20 protein-coding genes are annotated in these 19305 nt (G+C 60.7%); 4 read left to right on the forward strand and 16 right to left on the reverse strand.

Features of this window, described 5'->3' with window-relative positions; translation table 11 throughout:
• Window positions 1-16: 16 nt before the first annotated feature.
• The 4 genes from aspS to G522_RS0111915 form a co-directional block, all read right to left on the reverse strand.
• Window positions 17-1333 (reverse strand): aspartate--tRNA(Asn) ligase, encoded by a 1317-nt coding sequence (aspS, locus tag G522_RS0111900; protein ID WP_036839030.1) that lies wholly within the window; start codon window positions 1331-1333, stop codon window positions 17-19.
• A gap of 353 nt (window positions 1334-1686) precedes the next feature.
• Window positions 1687-2634 carry an L-arabinose ABC transporter permease AraH gene (gene araH, locus G522_RS0111905; protein WP_026791246.1) on the reverse strand — a complete coding sequence of 316 codons (948 nt, stop codon included), beginning with the start codon at window positions 2632-2634 and terminating at the stop codon, window positions 1687-1689.
• A complete protein-coding gene (gene araG / locus G522_RS0111910) occupies window positions 2634-4154 on the reverse strand; it encodes an L-arabinose ABC transporter ATP-binding protein AraG (RefSeq protein WP_026791247.1) in 1521 nt (506 codons plus the stop codon). Before araG ends, araH begins: the two co-directional genes overlap by 1 nt.
• Window positions 4155-4225: 71 nt before the next feature.
• The gene (locus G522_RS0111915; protein WP_051228562.1) at window positions 4226-5212 is read right to left on the reverse strand and encodes an arabinose ABC transporter substrate-binding protein; all 987 of its coding nucleotides are present in this window, start codon (window positions 5210-5212) and stop codon (window positions 4226-4228) included.
• Between the two features lie 653 nt (window positions 5213-5865).
• Between G522_RS0111915 and G522_RS30035 the strand changes: the two genes are divergently transcribed.
• Window positions 5866-6039 (forward strand): hypothetical protein, encoded by a 174-nt coding sequence (locus G522_RS30035; RefSeq protein ID WP_156886921.1) that lies wholly within the window; start codon window positions 5866-5868, stop codon window positions 6037-6039.
• A gap of 23 nt (window positions 6040-6062) precedes the next feature.
• Here the strand turns inward: G522_RS30035 and G522_RS0111925 are convergent, their stop codons facing one another.
• The 9 genes from G522_RS0111925 to G522_RS0111965 all read right to left on the reverse strand — a co-directional run bounded on the left by G522_RS0111925 (window position 6063) and on the right by G522_RS0111965 (window position 13962).
• Complete coding sequence (locus tag G522_RS0111925; protein ID WP_051228587.1) at window positions 6063-6422, reverse strand: EamA family transporter; 360 nt, start codon at window positions 6420-6422, stop codon at window positions 6063-6065.
• Between the two features lie 18 nt (window positions 6423-6440).
• Window positions 6441-7607, reverse strand: coding sequence for a peptidogalycan biosysnthesis protein (locus G522_RS0111930; RefSeq protein WP_051228563.1), 1167 nt, complete (start codon window positions 7605-7607; stop codon window positions 6441-6443).
• On the reverse strand, window positions 7597-8412 hold the full coding sequence (locus G522_RS0111935) for an alpha/beta hydrolase (RefSeq protein ID WP_051228564.1): 816 nt from the start codon (window positions 8410-8412) through the stop codon (window positions 7597-7599). The genes G522_RS0111930 and G522_RS0111935 overlap by 11 nt, the downstream gene beginning before the upstream one ends.
• A gap of 18 nt (window positions 8413-8430) precedes the next feature.
• Window positions 8431-8787: a DMT family transporter gene (locus G522_RS0111940; RefSeq protein ID WP_026791252.1), complete on the reverse strand. Its 357-nt coding sequence runs from the start codon at window positions 8785-8787 to the stop codon at window positions 8431-8433.
• Window positions 8784-9737 (reverse strand): arginase family protein, encoded by a 954-nt coding sequence (locus G522_RS0111945; RefSeq protein WP_026791253.1) that lies wholly within the window; start codon window positions 9735-9737, stop codon window positions 8784-8786. The genes G522_RS0111940 and G522_RS0111945 overlap by 4 nt, the downstream gene beginning before the upstream one ends.
• Before the next feature lie 4 nt (window positions 9738-9741).
• Complete coding sequence (locus G522_RS0111950) at window positions 9742-11151, reverse strand: aspartate aminotransferase family protein (protein ID WP_026791254.1); 1410 nt, start codon at window positions 11149-11151, stop codon at window positions 9742-9744.
• An 11-nt stretch (window positions 11152-11162) separates the two neighbouring features.
• Window positions 11163-11834: an MtnX-like HAD-IB family phosphatase gene (locus G522_RS26555; RefSeq protein WP_051228565.1), complete on the reverse strand. Its 672-nt coding sequence runs from the start codon at window positions 11832-11834 to the stop codon at window positions 11163-11165.
• 93 nt (window positions 11835-11927) lie between these two features.
• Window positions 11928-13301 (reverse strand): sensor histidine kinase, encoded by a 1374-nt coding sequence (locus tag G522_RS0111960; RefSeq protein WP_026791255.1) that lies wholly within the window; start codon window positions 13299-13301, stop codon window positions 11928-11930.
• A gap of 4 nt (window positions 13302-13305) precedes the next feature.
• Window positions 13306-13962: a response regulator transcription factor gene (locus tag G522_RS0111965; RefSeq protein WP_026791256.1), complete on the reverse strand. Its 657-nt coding sequence runs from the start codon at window positions 13960-13962 to the stop codon at window positions 13306-13308.
• Between the two features lie 297 nt (window positions 13963-14259).
• On the opposite strand from G522_RS0111965, the gene lexA reads away from it, so the two are divergent.
• Window positions 14260-14970 carry a transcriptional repressor LexA gene (lexA, locus tag G522_RS0111970; RefSeq protein ID WP_026791257.1) on the forward strand — a complete coding sequence of 237 codons (711 nt, stop codon included), beginning with the start codon at window positions 14260-14262 and terminating at the stop codon, window positions 14968-14970.
• A gap of 85 nt (window positions 14971-15055) precedes the next feature.
• On the opposite strand, the gene queA is transcribed toward lexA, so the two are convergent.
• The gene (queA, locus tag G522_RS0111975) at window positions 15056-16144 is read right to left on the reverse strand and encodes a tRNA preQ1(34) S-adenosylmethionine ribosyltransferase-isomerase QueA (protein WP_026791258.1); all 1089 of its coding nucleotides are present in this window, start codon (window positions 16142-16144) and stop codon (window positions 15056-15058) included.
• A 342-nt stretch (window positions 16145-16486) separates the two neighbouring features.
• On the opposite strand from queA, the gene G522_RS0111980 reads away from it, so the two are divergent.
• Both G522_RS0111980 and G522_RS0111985 read left to right on the forward strand, forming a co-directional pair.
• Entirely contained in the window at window positions 16487-17128 is a 642-nt protein-coding gene (locus G522_RS0111980) for a DUF47 domain-containing protein (RefSeq protein ID WP_026791259.1), read from the forward strand.
• Complete coding sequence (locus G522_RS0111985; RefSeq protein ID WP_036839035.1) at window positions 17128-18129, forward strand: inorganic phosphate transporter; 1002 nt, start codon at window positions 17128-17130, stop codon at window positions 18127-18129. Before G522_RS0111980 ends, G522_RS0111985 begins: the two co-directional genes overlap by 1 nt.
• 71 nt (window positions 18130-18200) lie before the next feature.
• Here the strand turns inward: G522_RS0111985 and G522_RS0111990 are convergent, their stop codons facing one another.
• Both G522_RS0111990 and G522_RS0111995 read right to left on the reverse strand, forming a co-directional pair.
• Complete coding sequence (locus G522_RS0111990) at window positions 18201-18668, reverse strand: peptidylprolyl isomerase (protein WP_026791261.1); 468 nt, start codon at window positions 18666-18668, stop codon at window positions 18201-18203.
• Between the two features lie 76 nt (window positions 18669-18744).
• Window positions 18745-19284: a peptidylprolyl isomerase gene (locus tag G522_RS0111995; protein WP_026791262.1), complete on the reverse strand. Its 540-nt coding sequence runs from the start codon at window positions 19282-19284 to the stop codon at window positions 18745-18747.
• Window positions 19285-19305: the final 21 nt, after the last annotated feature.

Below are 19305 nucleotides of genomic sequence, written 5' to 3' on the forward strand. Positions count from 1 at the left end.
CGTCACCTCGCCTGATCTAGGGACGCAAGCGTTTGGGTGTTCGACTGAGAAGGGTCACTTCACGAATACTGGTTGCCCCGAGCAGACGCATGAGCAGGCGTGCGAGACCGACGCCCATTCCTCCATGTGGAGGGCAGCCGAAGCGGAAGAAATCGAGGTAATCGGAGAGTGCGTCCAGCTGATACCCTCGTTCAGTCGCCTGCGCCAACAGCCGCTCGTATCGATGCTCTCTCTGAGCTCCTGTCGTCACTTCCAGGCCGCGCCACAAGAGATCGAATCCCTTGGTAAGGTGAGGCTGGTCTTCCCGGCGCATATGATAAAAAGCGCGGCTGCTGGCAGGATAATCTGTGATGAACAGGAATTCGTGCCCCGTCTCGCTCGCCATGTGTCCGGCGAGGAGCCGCTCGCCGTCGCTGTCGAGATCGTCGTCCTTGGGAAAAACATGACCGAGCTTTCGCAAACGCTCACGTGCTTCGTCGAAGGTGACCTTGGGGAAAGGCAGGATCGGCGGCAGGACCTCGACGCCAAAGAGCCGTTGAATGTCTTCGCCATGGGCCTCAACGACGGCCGAGATGGCGTGAGCAAGCCATCTCTCCTCGATCGCCATGAGTTCGTAATGATCCTCGATCCAGCCGACCTCCATATCGAGGGAGGTGAACTCCGTCTCGTGCCGCGCCGTAAAGGACGGTTCGGCGCGGAAGGCAGGGCCGACTTCAAACACCCTGTCCAATCCCCCGGCGATGGCCATCTGTTTGTAGAATTGGGGAGACTGGGCGAGAAAGGCGGTGGCTCCGAAGTACTTCACGGCAAAGACTTCGGCACCGGATTCGCTGAAGGTCCCCATCAGCTTGGGCGAATGGATTTCGCAGAACCCATGATCCCGCCAGAACGAACGCATCGCTTGCTCTAGCGTGGTTTGGACTGCGAATACGAGTTGTTGCGCCGGATAGCGTAGGCTGACCTGCCGATGATCGATCCACTTCTCAAGCCCGGATTCCTCGGTGATCGGCAAAGGAGACTGGGCGAGACCACAAATCTCCACGCCGTCGAGGCTGATTTCCAGACCGCCGAGCTTGACGCTCGGGGCGGCGACCACCACCCCGATCACTCGCACCGCGCTTTCGAGCGTGAGGATGTCGAGGCTCCGGCCCAGACTGCCATCATCCTTGCTCTGAACGAGCTGGACCGTGCCGCTCGGGTCGCGAAGGATGAGAAAGCGCATTCGCTTCTGGTCGCGAATGGACTCCATGAAGCCGCAAAGCTTCACCCGCCGCCCGATAAGGGAGGGCAACTCGGAAACAAAGGCTCGCGGCAATTCTGCTTGAAATGACATGACTCTCTCCTGAAACGGAAACCGGATCGGAGAAGCCAAGACACCAAGCCCGTCCGAAACCGGCGGGGCTGTGGTGATCCATGAGCTAGCTCTGTTAAGCGCGCACAGCATCCACGACCCCGGAGGGGCCGTTATTGTTGACCATATGTGCGGGCAGCGAGCTCATGGCCGCATCTAGTCTCAAAAAGCTCGAAAAGTAAACCCTGGCTGCAGATGCGTTTACTTGTCCTGGTACCCCTGAGATCGGCCGGCGTCGCGGAGAACAAATCCCGACACTCAAAATATCGACGTCCAAAAGGTGAACCGTCTGGGCGTCGATTGCTCGTAAACAGGCATTGAATGACCGATGTGGCTTACTTCCGGCCGAGGCCGGTGCTGCGGACATTGTCGAGCAACACGGCGAGCAGCAGGATCAGGCCGCGCACCAGATACTGGTAGAAGGCCTGGATGTTGAGGAGATTCATGGCGTTCTCGGCGATGCCGAGGATCAGCACGCCGACGATGACACCAACCATCGCCGCCCGTCCGCCAGCCAAGGATACGCCGCCGAGCACGCAGGCCGAGATGGCCGAGAGTTCAAGGCCCGTCGCCGCATTGGGCTGACCGGAGGTGATGCGAGACGCCAGGAGAATGCCGGCCACCGCACAGACGAGACCCTGGATGGTGAAGATCCAGATGCGCATACCGTCGACGTTGACGCCGGCGAGACGCGACGCCTCGGGATTGCCGCCGATGGCCAGCGTGTTGCGGCCAAACACCGAACGGTTCAGCACGAAGCCGAAAACGCAGAACAGGATGACCATGATCCAGATCGGTGTCGGAATACCGAGGAAGCGCGACAGCGCCAGCTGGTAGAAGCCGGGATCGTTGATGCCCACCGCACGGCCGTCCGACGAAATCAGAGCCAGGCCGCGCACGATCTGCATGGTGGCAAGCGTGGTGATCAGCGCGTTGATCTTCAGCTTGGCGATGATCACGCCATTGACGAAGCCGACGAAGGTTCCGCAGGCGAGCGCGGCGATCAGACCGACGATGATCGAACCCGAGGCGTTGGACGCCATCACCGCGACCATGCCGGTGAAGGCGACGATGGAGCCGACCGACAGGTCGAAATCGCGTGACGCCAGGCAGAACATCATCGTGCAGGCGACAATGCCAATGGTCACCACCGACTGGAACAGGCCGAGCATGTTGCGCTCGGTAATGAAGCTCGGCACGAAGATCGAAACGGCCGCGAAGGCGATGACGAAAATGACGAGGAGACCCTGCTCGCCGAGCAGGAGACGTTTCAGGAAGGCCATCACGATGCTTTCTTATTCGGCTCGCCAGCCGTCCGGTCCGGCAGGGCCGAGGCGAGAATGGCGTGTTCATTGAATTCGGCGCGGTTGTAGCGGGCGGCGATCCGCCCCTCGCACATGACGACGACGCGGTCGGAAATACCCATGACCTCCGGCAGTTCGCTGGAGACGACCACAATGGCCAGCCCCTTCTCGGCCAGGCTGTAAAGCAGCTCGTAGATCTCCGCCTTGGCGCCGACGTCGATGCCACGCGTCGGCTCGTCGACGATCAGCACCTTGACGTCGGTCTCGGCCAGCCAGCGGGCGAGCAGCACTTTCTGCTGGTTGCCGCCGGAGAGATTGACGATCTCCTGCTTGGCCGACGGCGTGCGGATTCTGAGCTGCTTGATGAACTCGGCGGCGGTATCCGCCTCACGCTTCGGGCTCAAAACGCCGAAAGGCGAAAAATGGCGGCGCGCGGAGACAACAATGTTCTCGCCCACGGAGAGGCCCTGGATGATGCCGTCGAACTTGCGGTCTTCGGAACAGAGCACCAGGCCTTCCCGGATGGAACGGCGCGGGCTCGAGCCCGAACTGTCGGCGCCGTCGATCATAACCTTTCCCGAATGGCGCGCATCGGCACCGTAGACGAGGCGCATCAGCTCGGATCGGCCCGAGCCGACCAGTCCGAAGAAGCCGACGATCTCGCCGGCCCGCGCTTCGAATTCGATCGGCCGCGGCAGCTTCGACCCTGTTATGCCCTCGACCTTCAGCCGGACCTCGCCGACCGAGCGGCCACGCCAACCCCAGATGTCGGAAATCTCGCGGCCGACCATCTCGGCGACCAGGCTGTCGCGCGTCACCTCGGCCATCGACGGATGGTGCGCGGCGAGCTTGCCATCGCGCAGCACGGTGCAGCCGTCGCAAAGGCGGAAGATCTCATCGAGGCGGTGCGAAATGTAGATGATGACTTTGCCGGCGGCACGCAGCTCGCCGATGATGCGGAACAGAACCTCGCTTTCCTGCGAGGACAACGACGAGGTCGGCTCGTCCAGGGCGATCACGCGGGCGTCCAGCATGATCGCCTTGGCGATCTCGATCATCTGCCGCTCGCCGAGCGACAGCTTCGCCACCTTGGTGTCGGCATCGACGGTCAGGCCGATATCCCTGAGGCGGCGGTTCACCTCTTCCTTCAACGACCGGAAATCGATGATACCGGCGCGGTTGGGAAAGCGGCCGAGGCGGAGGTTTTCCGCCACGGTGAGTTCCGGAACCAGCTGCAGCTCCTGATGAACCACCACCACACCGGCGGCAAAGGCATCGCGGGTCGAAGAGAAATTCTGGGCGCCGCCGTCGATGGCGATCTCGCCGCTATCGGCAGCGGTGTCGCCGGAAAGAATACGGATCAGCGTCGATTTGCCGGCGCCATTTTCGCCGATCAGTCCATGAACGGAGCCTTTCGCCACTCCGAATGAGACGTCCGACAGCGCCTTGACACCCGGATAGGTCTTGGAAATGTGGGAGAAGCTCAGAAAATCGGCCATGTCCTCGCGCCTTGCTGGGGAGCCGGCAACCAAGGTCGCCAGCTCCATGTCATACTAGCAGCCAAGCGGTCTCATTCGATGCCGAGGCTCTTGCGAACCTGAACATAGGTGTCGCGCAGCGCCAGCTCGCCTGACGTCAGCGTCAGGGCCGGCGGCTCTTTGCCGTTGGCGACCCAGTCGTACATGTTGAGCGCAGTCTCGTAGCCATGGCGCTTCGGGGAGATGATCACAGTGCCGAAGAAGCCGGTGGCAGCGGGTTTCTTGAACTCATTGATCGCCGAGTCCGCACCGCCGATGCCGACGCCGATGAAGTTCTCCGGCGCAATGCCGACGGTCTCGGAGGCGCGGACGGCGCCAAGCACCGCCTCGTCGTTGAGGCCGAAGGCCACCCAGTGCTTCACGTCGGCATGCTTGTTGAGCACGACGGTGGCGGCGTTGAGGGCGGCCTCGGTGTCGGTCTTGGCCTGCGGCGCGTCGAAGATGTTAGCTTCAGGGAAGCCGGCCGCCTTCAGCGAGGTGATGGCGCCCTGGACGCGATCGACAGCAGTCGGAAGCTGGTCATAGGAAACGCGGATGGCGCCAACGCTCGCCATGTCCCAGCCGCGCTTCTTGATCTCGTCGGCAATGGCTGTGCCCACCGCCTCGCCGATTTTCAGCGCCGAGATGCCCATGTGCGGCACGCTCTCGATCGGGGTGCCGTCGGCATTGACGAGGCGATCGTCGACGGTCATCAGCTTGAGGCCGTTGGCTTCCGCCTTGGCGACGATGCCGGGGCCGAGCTTGACGTCCGGTGTGCAGACGATGAAGCCCTGTGCACCCTGGGCGCCGAGGTTATCGATGGCCGACTGAACCTTTTCGCCGTCCTCGGCGCCGATCTTCACCAGCGTAAAGCCCTTTTCCTTGGCGGCGATGTCGGCGAACTTCCACTCGTCCTGGAACCAGGGTTCCTCCGGCTGCTTGACGACGAAGCCGATCTTGATATCGGCCGCATGGGCCGCCGCTGTCAGCGCACCGACGGCAATGCCGACGGCAGCGAAGCTTTTCAGAATACGAAGCATGGCGTTTCCTCCATTTTCTCTTCAACGATCGCTCGCCAACACGGCGCGCCTTTCGCTATCCGGGCGACCCCTCCGGCGGAACGGCCGACATCCGCCATGGACGATTCCGTGCCCCTGCCTTCGCAGGATAGCTGGGCTTCTCCATGCCGGCAGGGCGTGTGGCGATGATGCGCCTTTGGGAACGAAGATGGACTGGGCAAAGATCCAGGCCGGATGCGCCCGACGATCCCGGACGAACCAGCCCAAAGCCTCCTCCAGATACCGCCCTACTCCCGCCCTGTCGTCTTTTCAGCTGCTACGCATCCCTCCAGCGGCCATCCCACCGCCGGCCGGACCGGTCGCGCCACACCGCTCGCCCTGCAGGCAGGGACGATCGTGTGCAACGAAAAACAGCCTAGGTGGCGGATGTCCTCGCGGGAATGGCTGCATCCATGAATTCCATGGACGAAACTCTTAAGGCGACCGACGTTTCTACCTTTGGCGGATAGGCCTCGCAAACGAGCAGACGGCGGCGTCGGATAGAGGGAAGCAGCGACGGCCACAGCGCCAACCTAAGCATTTGTCCGGAAGGTTCTCGCGCTCACCAACGTTGACCCGACGAAAGCGACTGCCTAGCCTTTACCAAGCAAGCATTTGCAGCTGGAGAACCCATCTTGACCGAGCAGACAACCGTCACCGTTGGCGTCATCGCCAAGGAAATCGGCGTATCCGACACCAAGGTGAAGAAAGCCATCGAGGCACTGAAGATTGAGCCGGTCGGCAAGCGCGGCATATGCAAGCTCTACGCGACCGAAGTCCTCGAAGCTGTCAAAAAGGTCCTCGCCTGAGCTCGGCGGCGGGCAAGACGAGACTAGTCTTTGCTGGCCGACTTTGCGGTCACCAGGCACCATATCCCAGCGAGAATGAAGAGGCTGCCGACAAGCTCTCGTCTGTCCAGGCGCTCGCCAAAGGCGAGCCACGCCATCAACATGATGAAGACATAGCTCGCCGCCGAAAGCGGGAACGCCAGGCTAAGATCCAGTTCCGCCAGAACTGTCATCCATATGACGAAGCAGACGATCTCTGCGGCGACCGCGGCAGCAAACCAGGGCGAAACAAGAAGATTGCCCAGCCAATCGGAACCCGCAACGGATGATCCGGCATCAGATGCGCCAAGCTTGAGGAACAACTGCTGCAGTGTGTTCAAAGCGGGAATGGCGAGCCAGGTCATCCAAAGCCATCTGCGCATTCAGCCTGCCTCCGAGCGCTCTTCGCCGGGCGTGGCAATGGCGAGATAAGGCGCCGCAAAACGTAACGCTCGCTGGGTCAACGCATTGGTATGTCTGAAGAACATGCTGTTGGCGCCGAGCCGACTGCCGAGACGGACCTTGTTCTCATAGTAGGCTTGACCGCTCTGATAGCGCGACAGTCCCTCCTTGAGGCAGTATTCGACGTTATCGATCCAGCTCAGATAATAGAGGTTGAACAACCGCCCTTTCTCGGCATCCATGCAGAAGAACTTGTCGATCAGTGTCCGCTCGTTCCGGATCAGAAAATTGGTAGCCAGCAGCTCGTCGCCGACGAAATACATCGTCACGAACGATTGCCCCGGCATTCTCGCCAGCATTCCTTCAAAGTAGGCGAGCGTAAGATCCTCGAACTGCCAGTCGCTACGCTCGCGTGTCTGGCGATAGAGTTCCATCGCTCGATCTCGATAGGGACCGAGATCGGATCGGCGTTCGATCCGAACGTTCTGCCGCGCCTTGAGCTTCCGGCGCAAATCCTTGCGCGTTGCCGCGGACAGACGAGCAAAATAGCCGTCGAGATCGGGGAAATCGATGTCGAGCACAGCGGTCGGCAGGCCAGCCAGTTCCGCGTAGCCTCGCCCGGCAATGACATCCATCAGCCTGTCGGGAAGCGGCTTCGGAATATCCTTGAGCGCCAGGAGCACACAGCCAGCAGTGCGAGCATGGGATTCGAACGTCTCGACCAGCCCCTGAAACAGATCGGCCCGGCACACAGCCGGGATATCGGGATCAAAGCCGGGATATCCGATCTCGGTACAGGGCGAGCCGAGGCAGGCAAGTGGAAGCATGAGGAAGTTGGACCATACACCACGCAAGCGCATCACCACGTCACGAAGGTGACGGCTGTCCAGCGTCGTCTCAAGCCCGTAACGGGTCAGGAAGGCCGGCATGGCGGCAACGATCTTCCCCCCTGCCCGCCCAATAACGTAGCGAAACTCAAAGCCGGGAATACCTGCGCGTTCGACGGCGAGCAGATAGTCATACCCCTCAACCTCGCCCGGAAAGCAGGCGTTCCACTGTTGCCGATCGATGCTGCCAAGATCAGAGCAGACGTCGAACTCGGCTTCTTCCGCCCAGGTAACAGGGCGCAATAGCGCATCAGGCGGCATGGCAGGTCTCGAAGAAGTTGGCAGTTTGGTCGGCAACGTCGCGATACTGACGGTCGACGTGGATCATGTGATAGCTGTCGTCGATAAGATGCAGCTCACTCGGACCACCGAGATGCGCATGGATGTACCGCGCATGATCGGTGCTGGCGAGATCATCCTCACGCGAATGGACGATCAGCGTCGGCGTGCGAATGAACGGGAGGCGTCGCCGCATCTCCTGGCCGAGACGGTGCATTTCCGCGAGACTACTGGCCGGGAAACGCTCAAGAATCCCTTCCCCAGCGGCTCCGGCGACCAGCCGCCTAGCACGTTCGTCCTTGATCCCGAGCGAGGGAGGCTCGCCAAACTCGAGCAATCCAACAAATGGTACCCTGGAGACCCAGGACGCCTGACGAGAAATAAAGGCGTTGAGCCTGGGAATGGCCCAGCCGTCGTAATTGAAACACGGCGAGTAGAGGCCAACGGCGCGAACGGAATTGGGCTGTTCGCCAGAGGCCATCAGAGCCAACTGGCCGCCAACACATATACCGGCGGCGTAGAGCCCGTCGACTTCCGGCACAAAATCGGCGATGGCCTCACCAAGACTATCGAGCCAGTCGCGCCAGTTCGTTCGACGCAGCGTTGCCGCATCCTTGCCGTGCCCGGCCAGAAGCGGCGCATAGACGCTGTAGCCGCGACGCTGGAGTTGGCGGGCGACGAGCCGCATTTCCGACGGGGCGCCCGTGAGCCCATGCACGAGAACAACGCCGTTGCCGCTGCTGCCCGGCATGAAATAGGAAAGGGAATCTCCAGCTTTTGTCTTCATGGCTCACATCCGGATTTTCTAAATACCCGCCGAACCGACGGTGGCGACACCAAGGATCACCATGGCGACGCCAAGTGCGTGGCGACGGTTGATGCGCTCCCCAAAGAGAGCCGCACCTGCCAGCGCGATGGCCGCGTAACTTACTGACATCAAAGGAAAAGCGATCGAGAGGGGTGCCTGACCGAGCACCCAGCACCAGGCGACAAGTTCAACGAACCAGAAGATGACGCCCAACGCTGTGATTGGGTTGAGAAATACCTTGAAACCAAATGCGTATTTCCGGGCGGCGAGCTTGAAACAGACCTCGCGGCCAGTCTCGGTCAGAATGCAGAAGCCGATGACACCGATTTGCGCAGTCGTCAGTCCGCCAATCATGGCATCATCGCTCCGAAGACATCGAGAAGCGCGTAATTGGCGGCGCTGTTGATGTTGATGATTTCCGCGTCGGGCTGCGCATTGCGCGGCTGATCGATGAGCCCCTCGCCAAGCTTCATCAGCCGGGTCCAGGCACCACCGCCGTAGCGAGGCCGCGAGTAATCGCCAGTGACATCAGCACCGATGATGCGGTGGGAGTTGCCAATCTCGTTCAAGAGACGAAGAACCTCGGCAAGCTTCATTTGCCCTTGGTCCCAATTGGTGACGGCATCGCAAGAGCACAGAACATCCTTGTCGAGGCTGACGTAGACTGCCTCGGTCTCGATGCGTTCCATCAAGAGTTCAAGAAACCGCTCGAAGCCGAGATCACCGATGGTTCGCCAATGCAGGTAACCCGACCTTTGTTCGAAGCTGGTGCCGCCTCCGAGCCGCATTTTCACCCGGCTCGGCGAGTGGTGAAAGGGATAGAGTTCCAGACGCCCGCTCGCCAAAAGCCCAAGGTTGGCGCCCTTTCGCTCTGGTGATGCCAGGTCGTCGCTGCAGACCCCGACGGTGATCACCCGATCGACCGAGGGATGATCGGCGACACGGTTTATCCACGATCCGCAGTGCAAGCCGCCCGAAAAATGCACCCAGTCGGGGTGATTATCGATATGGATGACGGTGACTGGCTCGGGTGCCTCATCGAGTGCCAAATCGATCAGCAGACTGGAAACGTGGTGAAAGTCTCCCGAGCCGAGGAAACAAAGCCTCGGCTCGCCATTTGCCTTTCCGAGGCCGACGCGAAGGGAGCGGTGGAGATCATCCACCACCGCCTGCCGTGCCCAGAGGCGGAACTTCCGCCCCGGATCGCGCACATCAATCTCCCTGCAGCCGGCCATCAGGCAGGTTCGGACGAACTCAGACTGCGCCTCCAGCGCTTCATCGAGGTGAAGAAGGTAGAGCTGCATCGGCTCACCTCCGCTCGGCGCGATCCAGCAGCTGGTCGAGTAAGTCGAGCGACAGGTCGATTTCGCTGTCCGATATCAAGAGGTTCGGAGCCAGCGTAATGACGTTTTTATGGTAGCCACCCACATCGAGGACGAGGCCATAACTCCGACCGTCGACCATCATGTCGCCCTTCATGCCCTCGTCGACCATCCAGTCGAGCGTCGCCTTGTCAGGCGTAAAGCCATCCGGTCCACAGATCTCCATACGCAACGCCAGACCTAACCCGTCGACATCGCCGACGATCGCGTGGCGGCTCTTCAGCACTTCGAGACCATCCAGGAAGCGCTTACCGCGAGCGGTAACGGCGGCACCGAAATCTTCCTCACCGATCATGCGGAAGGTCTCGAGCGCCACCGCCGTCCCCATCGGATTGGAGGCGAAGGTGGAATGCGTCGATCCAGGCGGGAACACAGTCGGGTTGATCATCTCCTCGCGCGCCCAGATGCCCGATAGCGGATTGAGGCCGTTGGTAATCGCCTTGCCGAACACCAGAACGTCGGGCGAAACCCCGAAATGCTCGATCGACCACAGCTTGCCGGTGCGGTAGACGCCCATCTGGATTTCGTCGACCACCATGAGGATGCCGTGATCGTCGAGCACCTTCTTGAGTTCGCTGAAGAAGTTCAGCGGCGGGATCACGTAACCGCCCGTGCCCTGGATCGGTTCGACATAGAAGGCTGCATACTCGGACTGGTTGGTCTTGGGATCCCAGACGCCATTGTATTCGCTTTCGAACAGGCGAGCGAACTTCTGGACGCAGAGGTGACCGTATTCTTCCTTGGACATGCCGCGAGGGCCGCGGAAATGATAGGGGAACTCGATGAACTGCGCCCTGTCGCCGAAGTGGCCGTAGCGGCGGCGATAGCGATAGCTTGAGGTGATCGCCGAAGCGCCCAGCGTACGCCCGTGGTAGCCGCCCTCGAAGGCGAACATCAGGCTCTTGCCGCGGCAGTGGTTGCGCACGAGCTTCAGTGAATCTTCGATCGCCTGCGAACCACCGACGTTGAAGTGAACGCGTCCCTTATGACCGAACTTGCGCTCCGCATCCTGGGCGATGAGAGCGGCCAGCTCGACCTTTTCCCGATGAAGATATTGCGAGGCGACCTGCGGCAACCTGTCGAGCTGCCGATGGGCGGCGGCATTGAGACGCTCGTTCCGGTAACCGAAATTGACCGCTGAGTACCACATCTGCAAATCGAGATAAGGCACCTCATCCCGGTCGAACAGGAAAGATCCTTCGCAGGATTCGAAGAATTTCGGATATTCGGTGTAGTGGACCGTGTCGCCATAGGAGCAATAAAGGTTTTCGAGGGCTCGCAGGTCGTCTTCGTTTGGAGCGGCTTCGGATTCGTTCGTCTGGAGTGAGTTCAGCACGGTTTTTCCAATCAAAGCTGTTGGGAAAGACAAGACGGGTGGAACGATGGATGCGACGAACCGGTCATGGAGACGGTTACGTCGAGCACATCGAAGAAGTCGCCATAAACGACATGCGGAATTGCTTCCCGCCGACAGTACGCGGCGAGCTTATCCTTGGCGAACACCATGGCTGCGCTGCGGGCCGCACAGAAATCCGAGCGCCCATCCCCGATGTAGATGTGCGAACCGTTCCCTTTGAGAGCCGCGCATTTGCATACGCCGGCAGCAGAGCGACAGTCCGAACGAGCATGCGGGAAACCGAGATCGAACCCAGCCTTCGTCACGATGAGACGGTTGGCGACGATCCTGATGCCGGAAATGCCACTGCAGGCGAGCACGCGGCGGATAAAGTGATCGACACCATCACTGACGATCACGATTTCGATGTCGTTGCGGTCGCAGAACCTTTTGAAATCGGCAAAGCCCGGATCGATTTCAACCTGCTCAAGAAGCTCGTCGATTTCGCCTTGTCCGGCGTGGATCAGGCGGATCTGCGCCTGCATGCATTCTGCTGAATTGATCAGGCCCGCTTCCCAGCGCGCCTCGATATCCCGCCACTCCGGCAGGGCAAAGCGATCGAGAACCAGATCGGTAACGTCGTCGGTCGCAATGGTGCCGTCAAAGTCACAGTAGGCTAGCATATCGTGGTCCCAGACTTATCTGGGACCCCGTCTACGCCCCCTCGATGAGGCCTGCCTGAGGGGAAGATGAAGCCAAACTGAACGCCGCCGCCGCTATGCGGCAACCGCCGGCATGGTCAGTTCCACTTGGAGACCATGTCCCCAAGCCGGCGTGGAGAGGCTAATCTGAATGCCGAGACGCTTGGCGATTTCGGCAACGATGGCCAACCCAAGTCCGGCACCACCTTGGTCTGTGGCCGATGCCTGGTGGAATTTGAGGAACACTGTTTCCCGTTGATCTTCAGGAATGCCCGGGCCGTGATCTTCGATCGTCAGCCGCCAGGCGGCATCGACCGGCGCGATCTCCATGCGGATCTTTCCCCGATCAGGAGAATACTTGACGGCATTGTCGACGAGGTTGTCGATCAGCAGGCGCAAAAGAAGCCGGTCGGCTTTCACATAGGCGACCTGATTGCCGATAAGCTCCGCATCGAAGCCACGGTCGCCGAGAATAACTCCGACGTCAGCCAGCGACGCGGCAGCGACCTCGTAGAGATTGATCGTCTCCAGACGCAGCGGCTGATGACTGACCCGGGCCAGATGCAGGAGCTGGGCAATCAGGTGCATTGCACGCTCGTTGCTAGCCACCAGATCCGCCATCAGTTGCCGCCGCTCATCCTCGTCGGTCGCCTTGTCCAGCATCTGCAACAAGAGCTTGATGCCGGCCTGAGGCGTCCGTAGCTGATGGGCGGCGAGATCAGCGAACCGGCGCTCCAGCGTCAGCGATGTATCCAGCTTCTGCATGAATTGATTGAGAGAGCGAACGAGCGGCATCAGATCGCTCGGCAAATCATTTGTGGCCAGCATCGACAGGTCGTCAGGGGTTCGCGACCGAATCTGCCTTACCAACGCGCGAATATGACTGAGACCATTGTAGATCACGAGCCAAGTAAGGAAGGCGATCGCCGGTACCAGAACCAACAACGGCAAAGCGATGTCGAGAAGGATCTTGCCGACCAGACCTCGCCGCAGCGCTACTTTCTCAGCCACTTCGATAACAAGGTCCGTCTTGGCAACCGCCAGCGAATAAACCCGCCACTTTTCGTTTGCGGAAGTGTAGTCGGCAAATCCGCTTCTGAACTGCGGCACGCTGGCAGGGAAGGCATTGCTGCTGACCATTGCCAGCGCGTGTCCTTTCCAGGACCGGAAAGCGTGCGCGTCAGCGTAATCGTCCGCGTCCTCATTGAGCGCCAACTGGTTGCCCATGGAAAAATCGATGTCCGGAACCTCCACCGGCGCCGTGAAGTCATTGCGTTGCAGATGGCCTTTCAGCAAGATCCAGAGAGTGTTGGCGTCGTTGATCAGCTCAGCGTCGTAGATGTTCTCGATCTCCCGCGTGGCACTGCGATAGGCGAGCGCGCCGACGATGAGGATGGTAGCCATCAATGTTGGGAGGATGCGCCAGAGCAGGCGCTGGCTGAGCGTCATGACATCACCGTTCGACCATATAGCCCACGCCACGGATCGACTTGATAAAGGTCGAGCCGAGCTTGCGTCTGAGGTTGTAGACGGCAACCTCGATCGTGTTGCTTTCGGTCGTCGATTCCGCGTCGTAGAGCGCGTATTCGATATCGGTCTTGGTGACATAACGGCCCGCGCGCTCCATCAGGAGCCGCAGGAGATGAAACTCCTTGGCCGGCAAATGCAGCGGCTCTCCGGCGCGGCGGGCAACCAGTGCCGCCGGATCAAGTTCAACTTCGCCGGAGACCAATAGTGTCGCCGCGCGTCCCTCACGCCGTCGCGTCAGAGCGCGAATGCGCGCCAGGAGTTCCTCGAGATCGAACGGCTTGACCAGGTAATCGTCCCCGCCACCGTCAAGTCCTTCGACGCGGTGTCTGACGCTGTCGAGCGCCGTCAGGAACAGGACCGGCGTATGATTGGCCTTGCTGCGGAGCGCACGCACGATGTCGAAGCCGCTCATCTTCGGAAGGTTCACATCCAGGACGGCCACCGCGTAGTCATTATCCTCGCATGCCGATAGGCCGGACTCTCCGTCGCTGAACCAATCGACGCCATAGGCATGCTTCTCAAGCGCCCGTTTGAGTGACGGCCCCAGGATATGGTCGTCTTCCACCAGAAGAATGCGCAGTTGGTCACCTCTTTCCCGCAAGGTGCACGGAGCGGACCTGCAATCGCCGGTTCTCGGCAGTCCGGACCGCTCGACATATCGAAGGCTTTCGAGACCAGACTATTCGGCCAGGGCTTGGTCGTCCAGCGCGGTTACTGCCGGGTAGATCTATTGGCGCCATTCAATACATGCTCCAAAACCGCATCCGGCAATCCCCCATTGCGGAACACACACGGAACATGTTAACTCTGTTCGTGATTTGTACCGAATCGCGCAATGGCGCAACCGGCGCGCCGGCCGACCAGCGGGGACCAAACAATGCTCACGCGCAAACAGCTCGAACTCCTGATGTTCATTCATGAGCGTCTCAAGGAATCGGGTGTGCCGCCGTCCTTTGACGAGATGAAGGACGCGCTGGATCTCAAGTCCAAGTCCGGCATTCATCGTCTCATCACCGCTCTCGAAGAGCGGGGTTTCATTCGCCGCCTGCCCAACCGGGCACGGGCTCTCGAAGTGATCAAACTGCCGGAAACCATGCAGCCCGGTATTGGCCGAGCCCGCAAGGGCTTTGCACCCGCGGTGATCGAAGGCGATGGCGGACGCAAGGCACCAGCCGCTGCCGCTGCGCCTTCCCTCGACAGTCGTGACACAGTCCCGGTGCCGGTCATGGGACGCATCGCTGCTGGCGTGCCGATTGCCGCCATCCAGAACCAGTCGCACATCCTGCATGTGCCGATCGACCTCGTAGCGGGCGGCGAGCATTATGCCCTTGAGGTGCGCGGAGACTCGATGATCGAGGCCGGCATTCTCGACGGCGACACCGTCGTCATCAAGAAGTCCGACACCGCCGATTCAGGCGATATCATCGTAGCGCTGGTGGACGATGAGGAAGCGACGCTGAAGCGCCTCCGGCGCAAGGGCGCCTCGGTTGCTCTCGAGGCTGCCAACCCGGCCTATGAGACGCGTATCTTCGGCCCCGACCGCGTGCGGATCCAGGGCCGGCTCGTGGCGTTGATGCGCCGCTACTAATTTATCTATCAGTCACATGCACTTGGTGAGGGGGCGCTTTCGGCGCCCCTTTTTCGTTCTCGTCGGCTTAAGTGGCAGCCCTGGCTTATTTCGCCAATCGGCTCTCTTGCGATGGATGAAGCAGTGATGTGTCGCCATAGGAGTAGAAACGGTAACCGCTGGCGATCGCATGAGCGTAGGCGGCGCGCATGGTATCGAGGCCAGAGAAGGCCGACACCAGCATGAACAGCGTCGACTTCGGCAGGTGGAAGTTGGTCATCAGCAGATCGACGGCGCGGAAGCGATAGCCGGGCGTAATGAAGATGTCGGTCGCGCCAGCAAATGGCCGAATGCGCCCGTCCTCACTGGCGGCACTTTCCAGAAGGCGCAGCGATGTCGTGCCGACCGCGACCACCCTGCCCCCACGCGCCCGGATGGCGTTGAGCGCCTCGGCGGTCTCCGTCGAAACGTGGCCGATCTCGGAGTGCATCCTATGGTCTTCGGTGTTGTCCACCTTCATCGGTAGGAAAGTGCCAGCGCCGACATGCAGCGTCACGAAGTGTCTGCTGATACCGCGTGCCTCGAGACGATCGAAGAGCTCCGGCGTGAAGTGGAGTCCGGCGGTTGGTGCGGCAACGGCGCCGCTCTCACGCGCATAGACGGTCTGATAGTCAGCCCGATCATGCTCATCCTCGGCCCGCCGAGCGGCGATGTACGGCGGCAGCGGAATATGGCCAACGGCCATCAACGCCACATCGAGATCTGGGCCAGCGCGATCGAAAGCCAACGTGATTTCGCCGTCTTCGCCTTTCGCCGCAACTACGGCGCCAAGCGGTACAGCGACAGGATCAGCGCCGGAAAATACCACATGATCGCCGGCGCGCAGCTTGCGGGCGCCTTTGACAAAGGCCCGCCAACGATCTGGCGCCTCGCGCATATGCAGCGTAGCCGAGAAGCGGACCGGCTCGGCACCCTGGCGGTCGCGCCGCCCTTCGAGCTGAGCGGGGATCACCTTGGTGTCGTTGAATACCAGCGCATCGCCCGGCGACAGGAGATCGGCGAGATCGCGCGCCTGCCTGTCTTCAAGGGGTTCGCCCGGCCTTACCACCAACAGACGCGAGGCATCGCGCGGAACAGCGGGGCGAAGAGCAATCCGCTCGGGTGGCAGATCGAAATCGAAGAGTGAAACTTGCATGCCCCTGCATAGGCACGACCGACCGCGAAAGGCAACGGCCGTCGCCCGTATCGCTTTCGGATGTCTTGCCGCCGCCAATGAAGCCTGAAGTCGACCAGCAAGGTCTACTCGATCCTGCGATCATTGAAAGGCCAGTTGGACCGATGGCTTCTACGTAGTCTTTCGAGGGTTTTGGCAACTTGTTCGCCCGATTGAGCCCAAAATGCAGATCAGCCCAACCCGACATGCAGAACTTGAAGGAAAACCGCCTAAAAACCTCGCCCTCTCGGAAACTGCGACTAGCGTCGACAGAGCTCATCGGATAAACCGCGAGCCGAAAAGTCCAAGAAACAAGGACCGACCATGCTCGAGTGGTTCCGCAAGCTCCTCCCGCACGAAGAGCAATTCTTCGATCTGTTCGCCCAGCATTCCGAGACCGTCGTCACGGCAGCCCACTCTCTGAACGCCCTTTTGTCGGGTGATGATCGCGACACCCGCATCGCCGAGATTGTCGCACTGGAAGACAAGGCCGACGGTATCACCCGGGAAGTCTTGCTGGCCGTCCGGCGGAGCTTCATCACGCCCTTCGACCGTAACGACATCAAGGATCTCATCCAGTCGATGGACGATACGATCGACACCATGCATCGCGTGGTGAAGACCATCCTGCTGTTTGAACAGCGCGTCTTCGATCCCGGCATGCGCGACATGGGGCTCGACATTGTCCAGGCCGCCAAGCTGGTGGCCGAGGCGATCCCGCTGCTCAAGAATGTCGGCGCCAACGCCCCTCGTTTGACGGCGCTCTCCGAAGAAGTGACGCGCGTTGAAGGCCATTCGGACTTCTTGCATGATAATGGCCTGAAGGATCTCTACCGCCGGCATGGAACCGGCAACGCGATGAGCTACATCATCGGCAGCAAGATCTACGGCGAACTTGAAAAAGTGCTCGACCGCTTTGAGGACGTCGCCAAGGAAATCAGCGGCATCGTGATCGAGAACGTCTGATGGAGCCGCTCGCCCTTCCGTTGCTCATCAGCCTGGTCGGCATCGCGCTGCTGTTCGACTTCCTGAACGGCCTGCACGACGCCGCCAACTCGATTGCGACCATCGTATCGACGCGCGTGCTCAGGCCGCAGTATGCGGTGTTCTGGGCGGCCTTCTTCAACTTCATCGCCTTCCTGTTTTTCGGTCTCAACGTAGCGACGACGCTCGGCAAGGGCATCATCGATCCGTCCATCGTGACGCCGCACGTGGTGTTTGCTGCCCTGATGGGCGCTATCGTGTGGAATGTCGTCACCTGGCTGGCCGGCATTCCCTCGTCATCCTCACATGCCCTCGTTGGCGGCCTCGTGGGAGCGGGTCTCGCCAAGACCGGTTTCAGTTCCGTCGTCTGGTCGGGCTTGATCAAGACGGCGAGCGCCATTTTCCTGTCGCCGGCCCTCGGCTTCTTCCTGGCGCTGATGCTGGTGCTGGCGGTGTCCTGGACCTTCGTGAAGCGGACGCCCTTTGCCGTGGATAAGACGTTCCGGCATTTGCAGTTCGTTTCCGCCTCGCTCTATTCGCTCGGTCATGGCGGCAACGATGCGCAGAAAACCATGGGCATCATCGCCGTGCTGCTCTATTCGCAAGGCTATCTCGGCAGCGAGTTCTACGTGCCCTTCTGGGTGGTGATCGCCTGCCAGACCGCCATGGCATTCGGCACGCTGCTGGGCGGCTGGCGCATCGTCCACACTATGGGTTCCAAGATTACCCGTCTCAACCCGATGCAGGGCTTCTGTGCCGAAACCGGCGGCGCGATCACCCTCTTCATCGCCACACACTTCGGCATCCCCGTATCCACCACGCACACGATCACCGGCGCCATCGTCGGCGTCGGCGCGGCGCGGCGAGTCTCGGCGGTGCGCTGGGGGATAGCCGGCAATATCGTCATCGCCTGGATCATCACCATGCCGGCCGGCGCCGCCATCGCTGCCTGTTCCTACTGGCTGGTCGATCTGTTCGTCTGACGGCGTCAATCGCGCATGAAAAAGCCCGCGTCGGCCTGGCCGCGCGGGCTTTTTCAATACCGCTCGATGGATCAGGCCGCGTCGGCAGCCACAATCACCGAAACAATCTTGTCGGGATCGCGCACCGGCTCGCCGCGCTTGATCTTGTCGACGTTTTCCATGCCCTCGATGACCTTGCCCCACACCGTGTACTGCTTGTCCAGGAAGCGGGCGTCATCGAAGCAGATGAAGAACTGCGAGTTGGCCGAGTTGGGGTTCATGGCGCGGGCCATGGACACCGTACCGCGCACGTGCGGCTCAGCGTTGAATTCCTGCTTGAGATCCGGATACTGCGAGCCGCCGGTGCCGGTACCCTGCGGGCAGCCGGTCTGGGCCATGAAGCCATCAATCACCCGGTGGAAGACGATGCCGTCGTAGAACTTCTCGCGCACCAGCTTCTTGATGTGGGCGACGTGATTGGGCGCCAGGTCGGGCCGCATCTCGATGACGACGGTGCCCTTGGTGGTTTCCATGACGAGGGTGTTCTCGGGATCCTTGATATCGGCCACGCGGGCCTCCTTTCGGGTCTAGGTGCAGGCCGTGCTCTTAACACGGTCGGCCGGGAAGTTCGATTGGTCAGTTCGGATTGGAAGCAAGGCGCGCCTTGACAATCTTGTCCGGGCTGGCCGGCGGCTCGCCGCGGTTGATCTTGTCGACCACGTCCATGCCTTCGGTCACCTGCCCCCAAACGGTGTACTGGCCATCGAGGAAGCTGCCATCGGCGAACATGATGAAGAACTGCGAGTTGGCGCTATCGGGATCTTGAGCGCGCGCCATGCCGACGGTGCCGCGTCCGAAATGCGTCTTGGAAAACTCCGCCGGAATGTCTGGCAGATCGGAACCGCCCATGCCGGTACCGGTGGGATCACCCGTCTGGGCCATGAACCCTTCGATCACCCGGTGGAAGATGATGCCATCGTAGAAATGCTTGCCGACCAGTGTCTTGATCTGCGCGACGTGCTTTGGCGCGAGGTCAGGCCTGAGTTCGATGGTGACCTTGCCCTTGCTGGTCTCGAGAATCAGCGTGTTATCGGGCGAAGCGGCATTAGCGCCTGTCGCCAGCAAGAGGCTGGACACGGCGAGCGCCGCGAGAAAAGTCCTGCGGATCACATCGATCTCCCTGTTGTGTCGTGTTGG

Origin of the sequence: Pleomorphomonas oryzae DSM 16300 (assembly GCF_000422965.1) — a bacterium.
Lineage (GTDB): Bacteria > Pseudomonadota > Alphaproteobacteria > Rhizobiales > Pleomorphomonadaceae > Pleomorphomonas > Pleomorphomonas oryzae.

What these genes read in the sequence shown, in the direction of transcription:
- aspS (WP_036839030.1), bottom strand. Translation starts at nt 1,333, where the DNA reads ATGTCATTTCAAGCAGAATTGCCGCGAGCCTTTGTTTCCGAGTTGCCC.
- araH (WP_026791246.1), bottom strand. Translation starts at nt 2,634, where the DNA reads ATGGCCTTCCTGAAACGTCTCCTGCTCGGCGAGCAGGGTCTCCTCGTC.
- araG (WP_026791247.1), bottom strand. Translation starts at nt 4,154, where the DNA reads ATGGCCGATTTTCTGAGCTTCTCCCACATTTCCAAGACCTATCCGGGT.
- G522_RS0111915 (WP_051228562.1), bottom strand. Translation starts at nt 5,212, where the DNA reads ATGCTTCGTATTCTGAAAAGCTTCGCTGCCGTCGGCATTGCCGTCGGT.
- G522_RS0111925 (WP_051228587.1), bottom strand. Translation starts at nt 6,422, where the DNA reads ATGACCTGGCTCGCCATTCCCGCTTTGAACACACTGCAGCAGTTGTTC.
- G522_RS0111930 (WP_051228563.1), bottom strand. Translation starts at nt 7,607, where the DNA reads ATGCCGCCTGATGCGCTATTGCGCCCTGTTACCTGGGCGGAAGAAGCC.
- G522_RS0111935 (WP_051228564.1), bottom strand. Translation starts at nt 8,412, where the DNA reads ATGAAGACAAAAGCTGGAGATTCCCTTTCCTATTTCATGCCGGGCAGC.
- G522_RS0111940 (WP_026791252.1), bottom strand. Translation starts at nt 8,787, where the DNA reads ATGATTGGCGGACTGACGACTGCGCAAATCGGTGTCATCGGCTTCTGC.
- G522_RS0111945 (WP_026791253.1), bottom strand. Translation starts at nt 9,737, where the DNA reads ATGCAGCTCTACCTTCTTCACCTCGATGAAGCGCTGGAGGCGCAGTCT.
- G522_RS26555 (WP_051228565.1), bottom strand. Translation starts at nt 11,834, where the DNA reads ATGCTAGCCTACTGTGACTTTGACGGCACCATTGCGACCGACGACGTT.
- G522_RS0111960 (WP_026791255.1), bottom strand. Translation starts at nt 13,301, where the DNA reads ATGACGCTCAGCCAGCGCCTGCTCTGGCGCATCCTCCCAACATTGATG.
- lexA (WP_026791257.1), top strand. Translation starts at nt 14,260, where the DNA reads ATGCTCACGCGCAAACAGCTCGAACTCCTGATGTTCATTCATGAGCGT.
- queA (WP_026791258.1), bottom strand. Translation starts at nt 16,144, where the DNA reads ATGCAAGTTTCACTCTTCGATTTCGATCTGCCACCCGAGCGGATTGCT.
- G522_RS0111980 (WP_026791259.1), top strand. Translation starts at nt 16,487, where the DNA reads ATGCTCGAGTGGTTCCGCAAGCTCCTCCCGCACGAAGAGCAATTCTTC.
- G522_RS0111985 (WP_036839035.1), top strand. Translation starts at nt 17,128, where the DNA reads ATGGAGCCGCTCGCCCTTCCGTTGCTCATCAGCCTGGTCGGCATCGCG.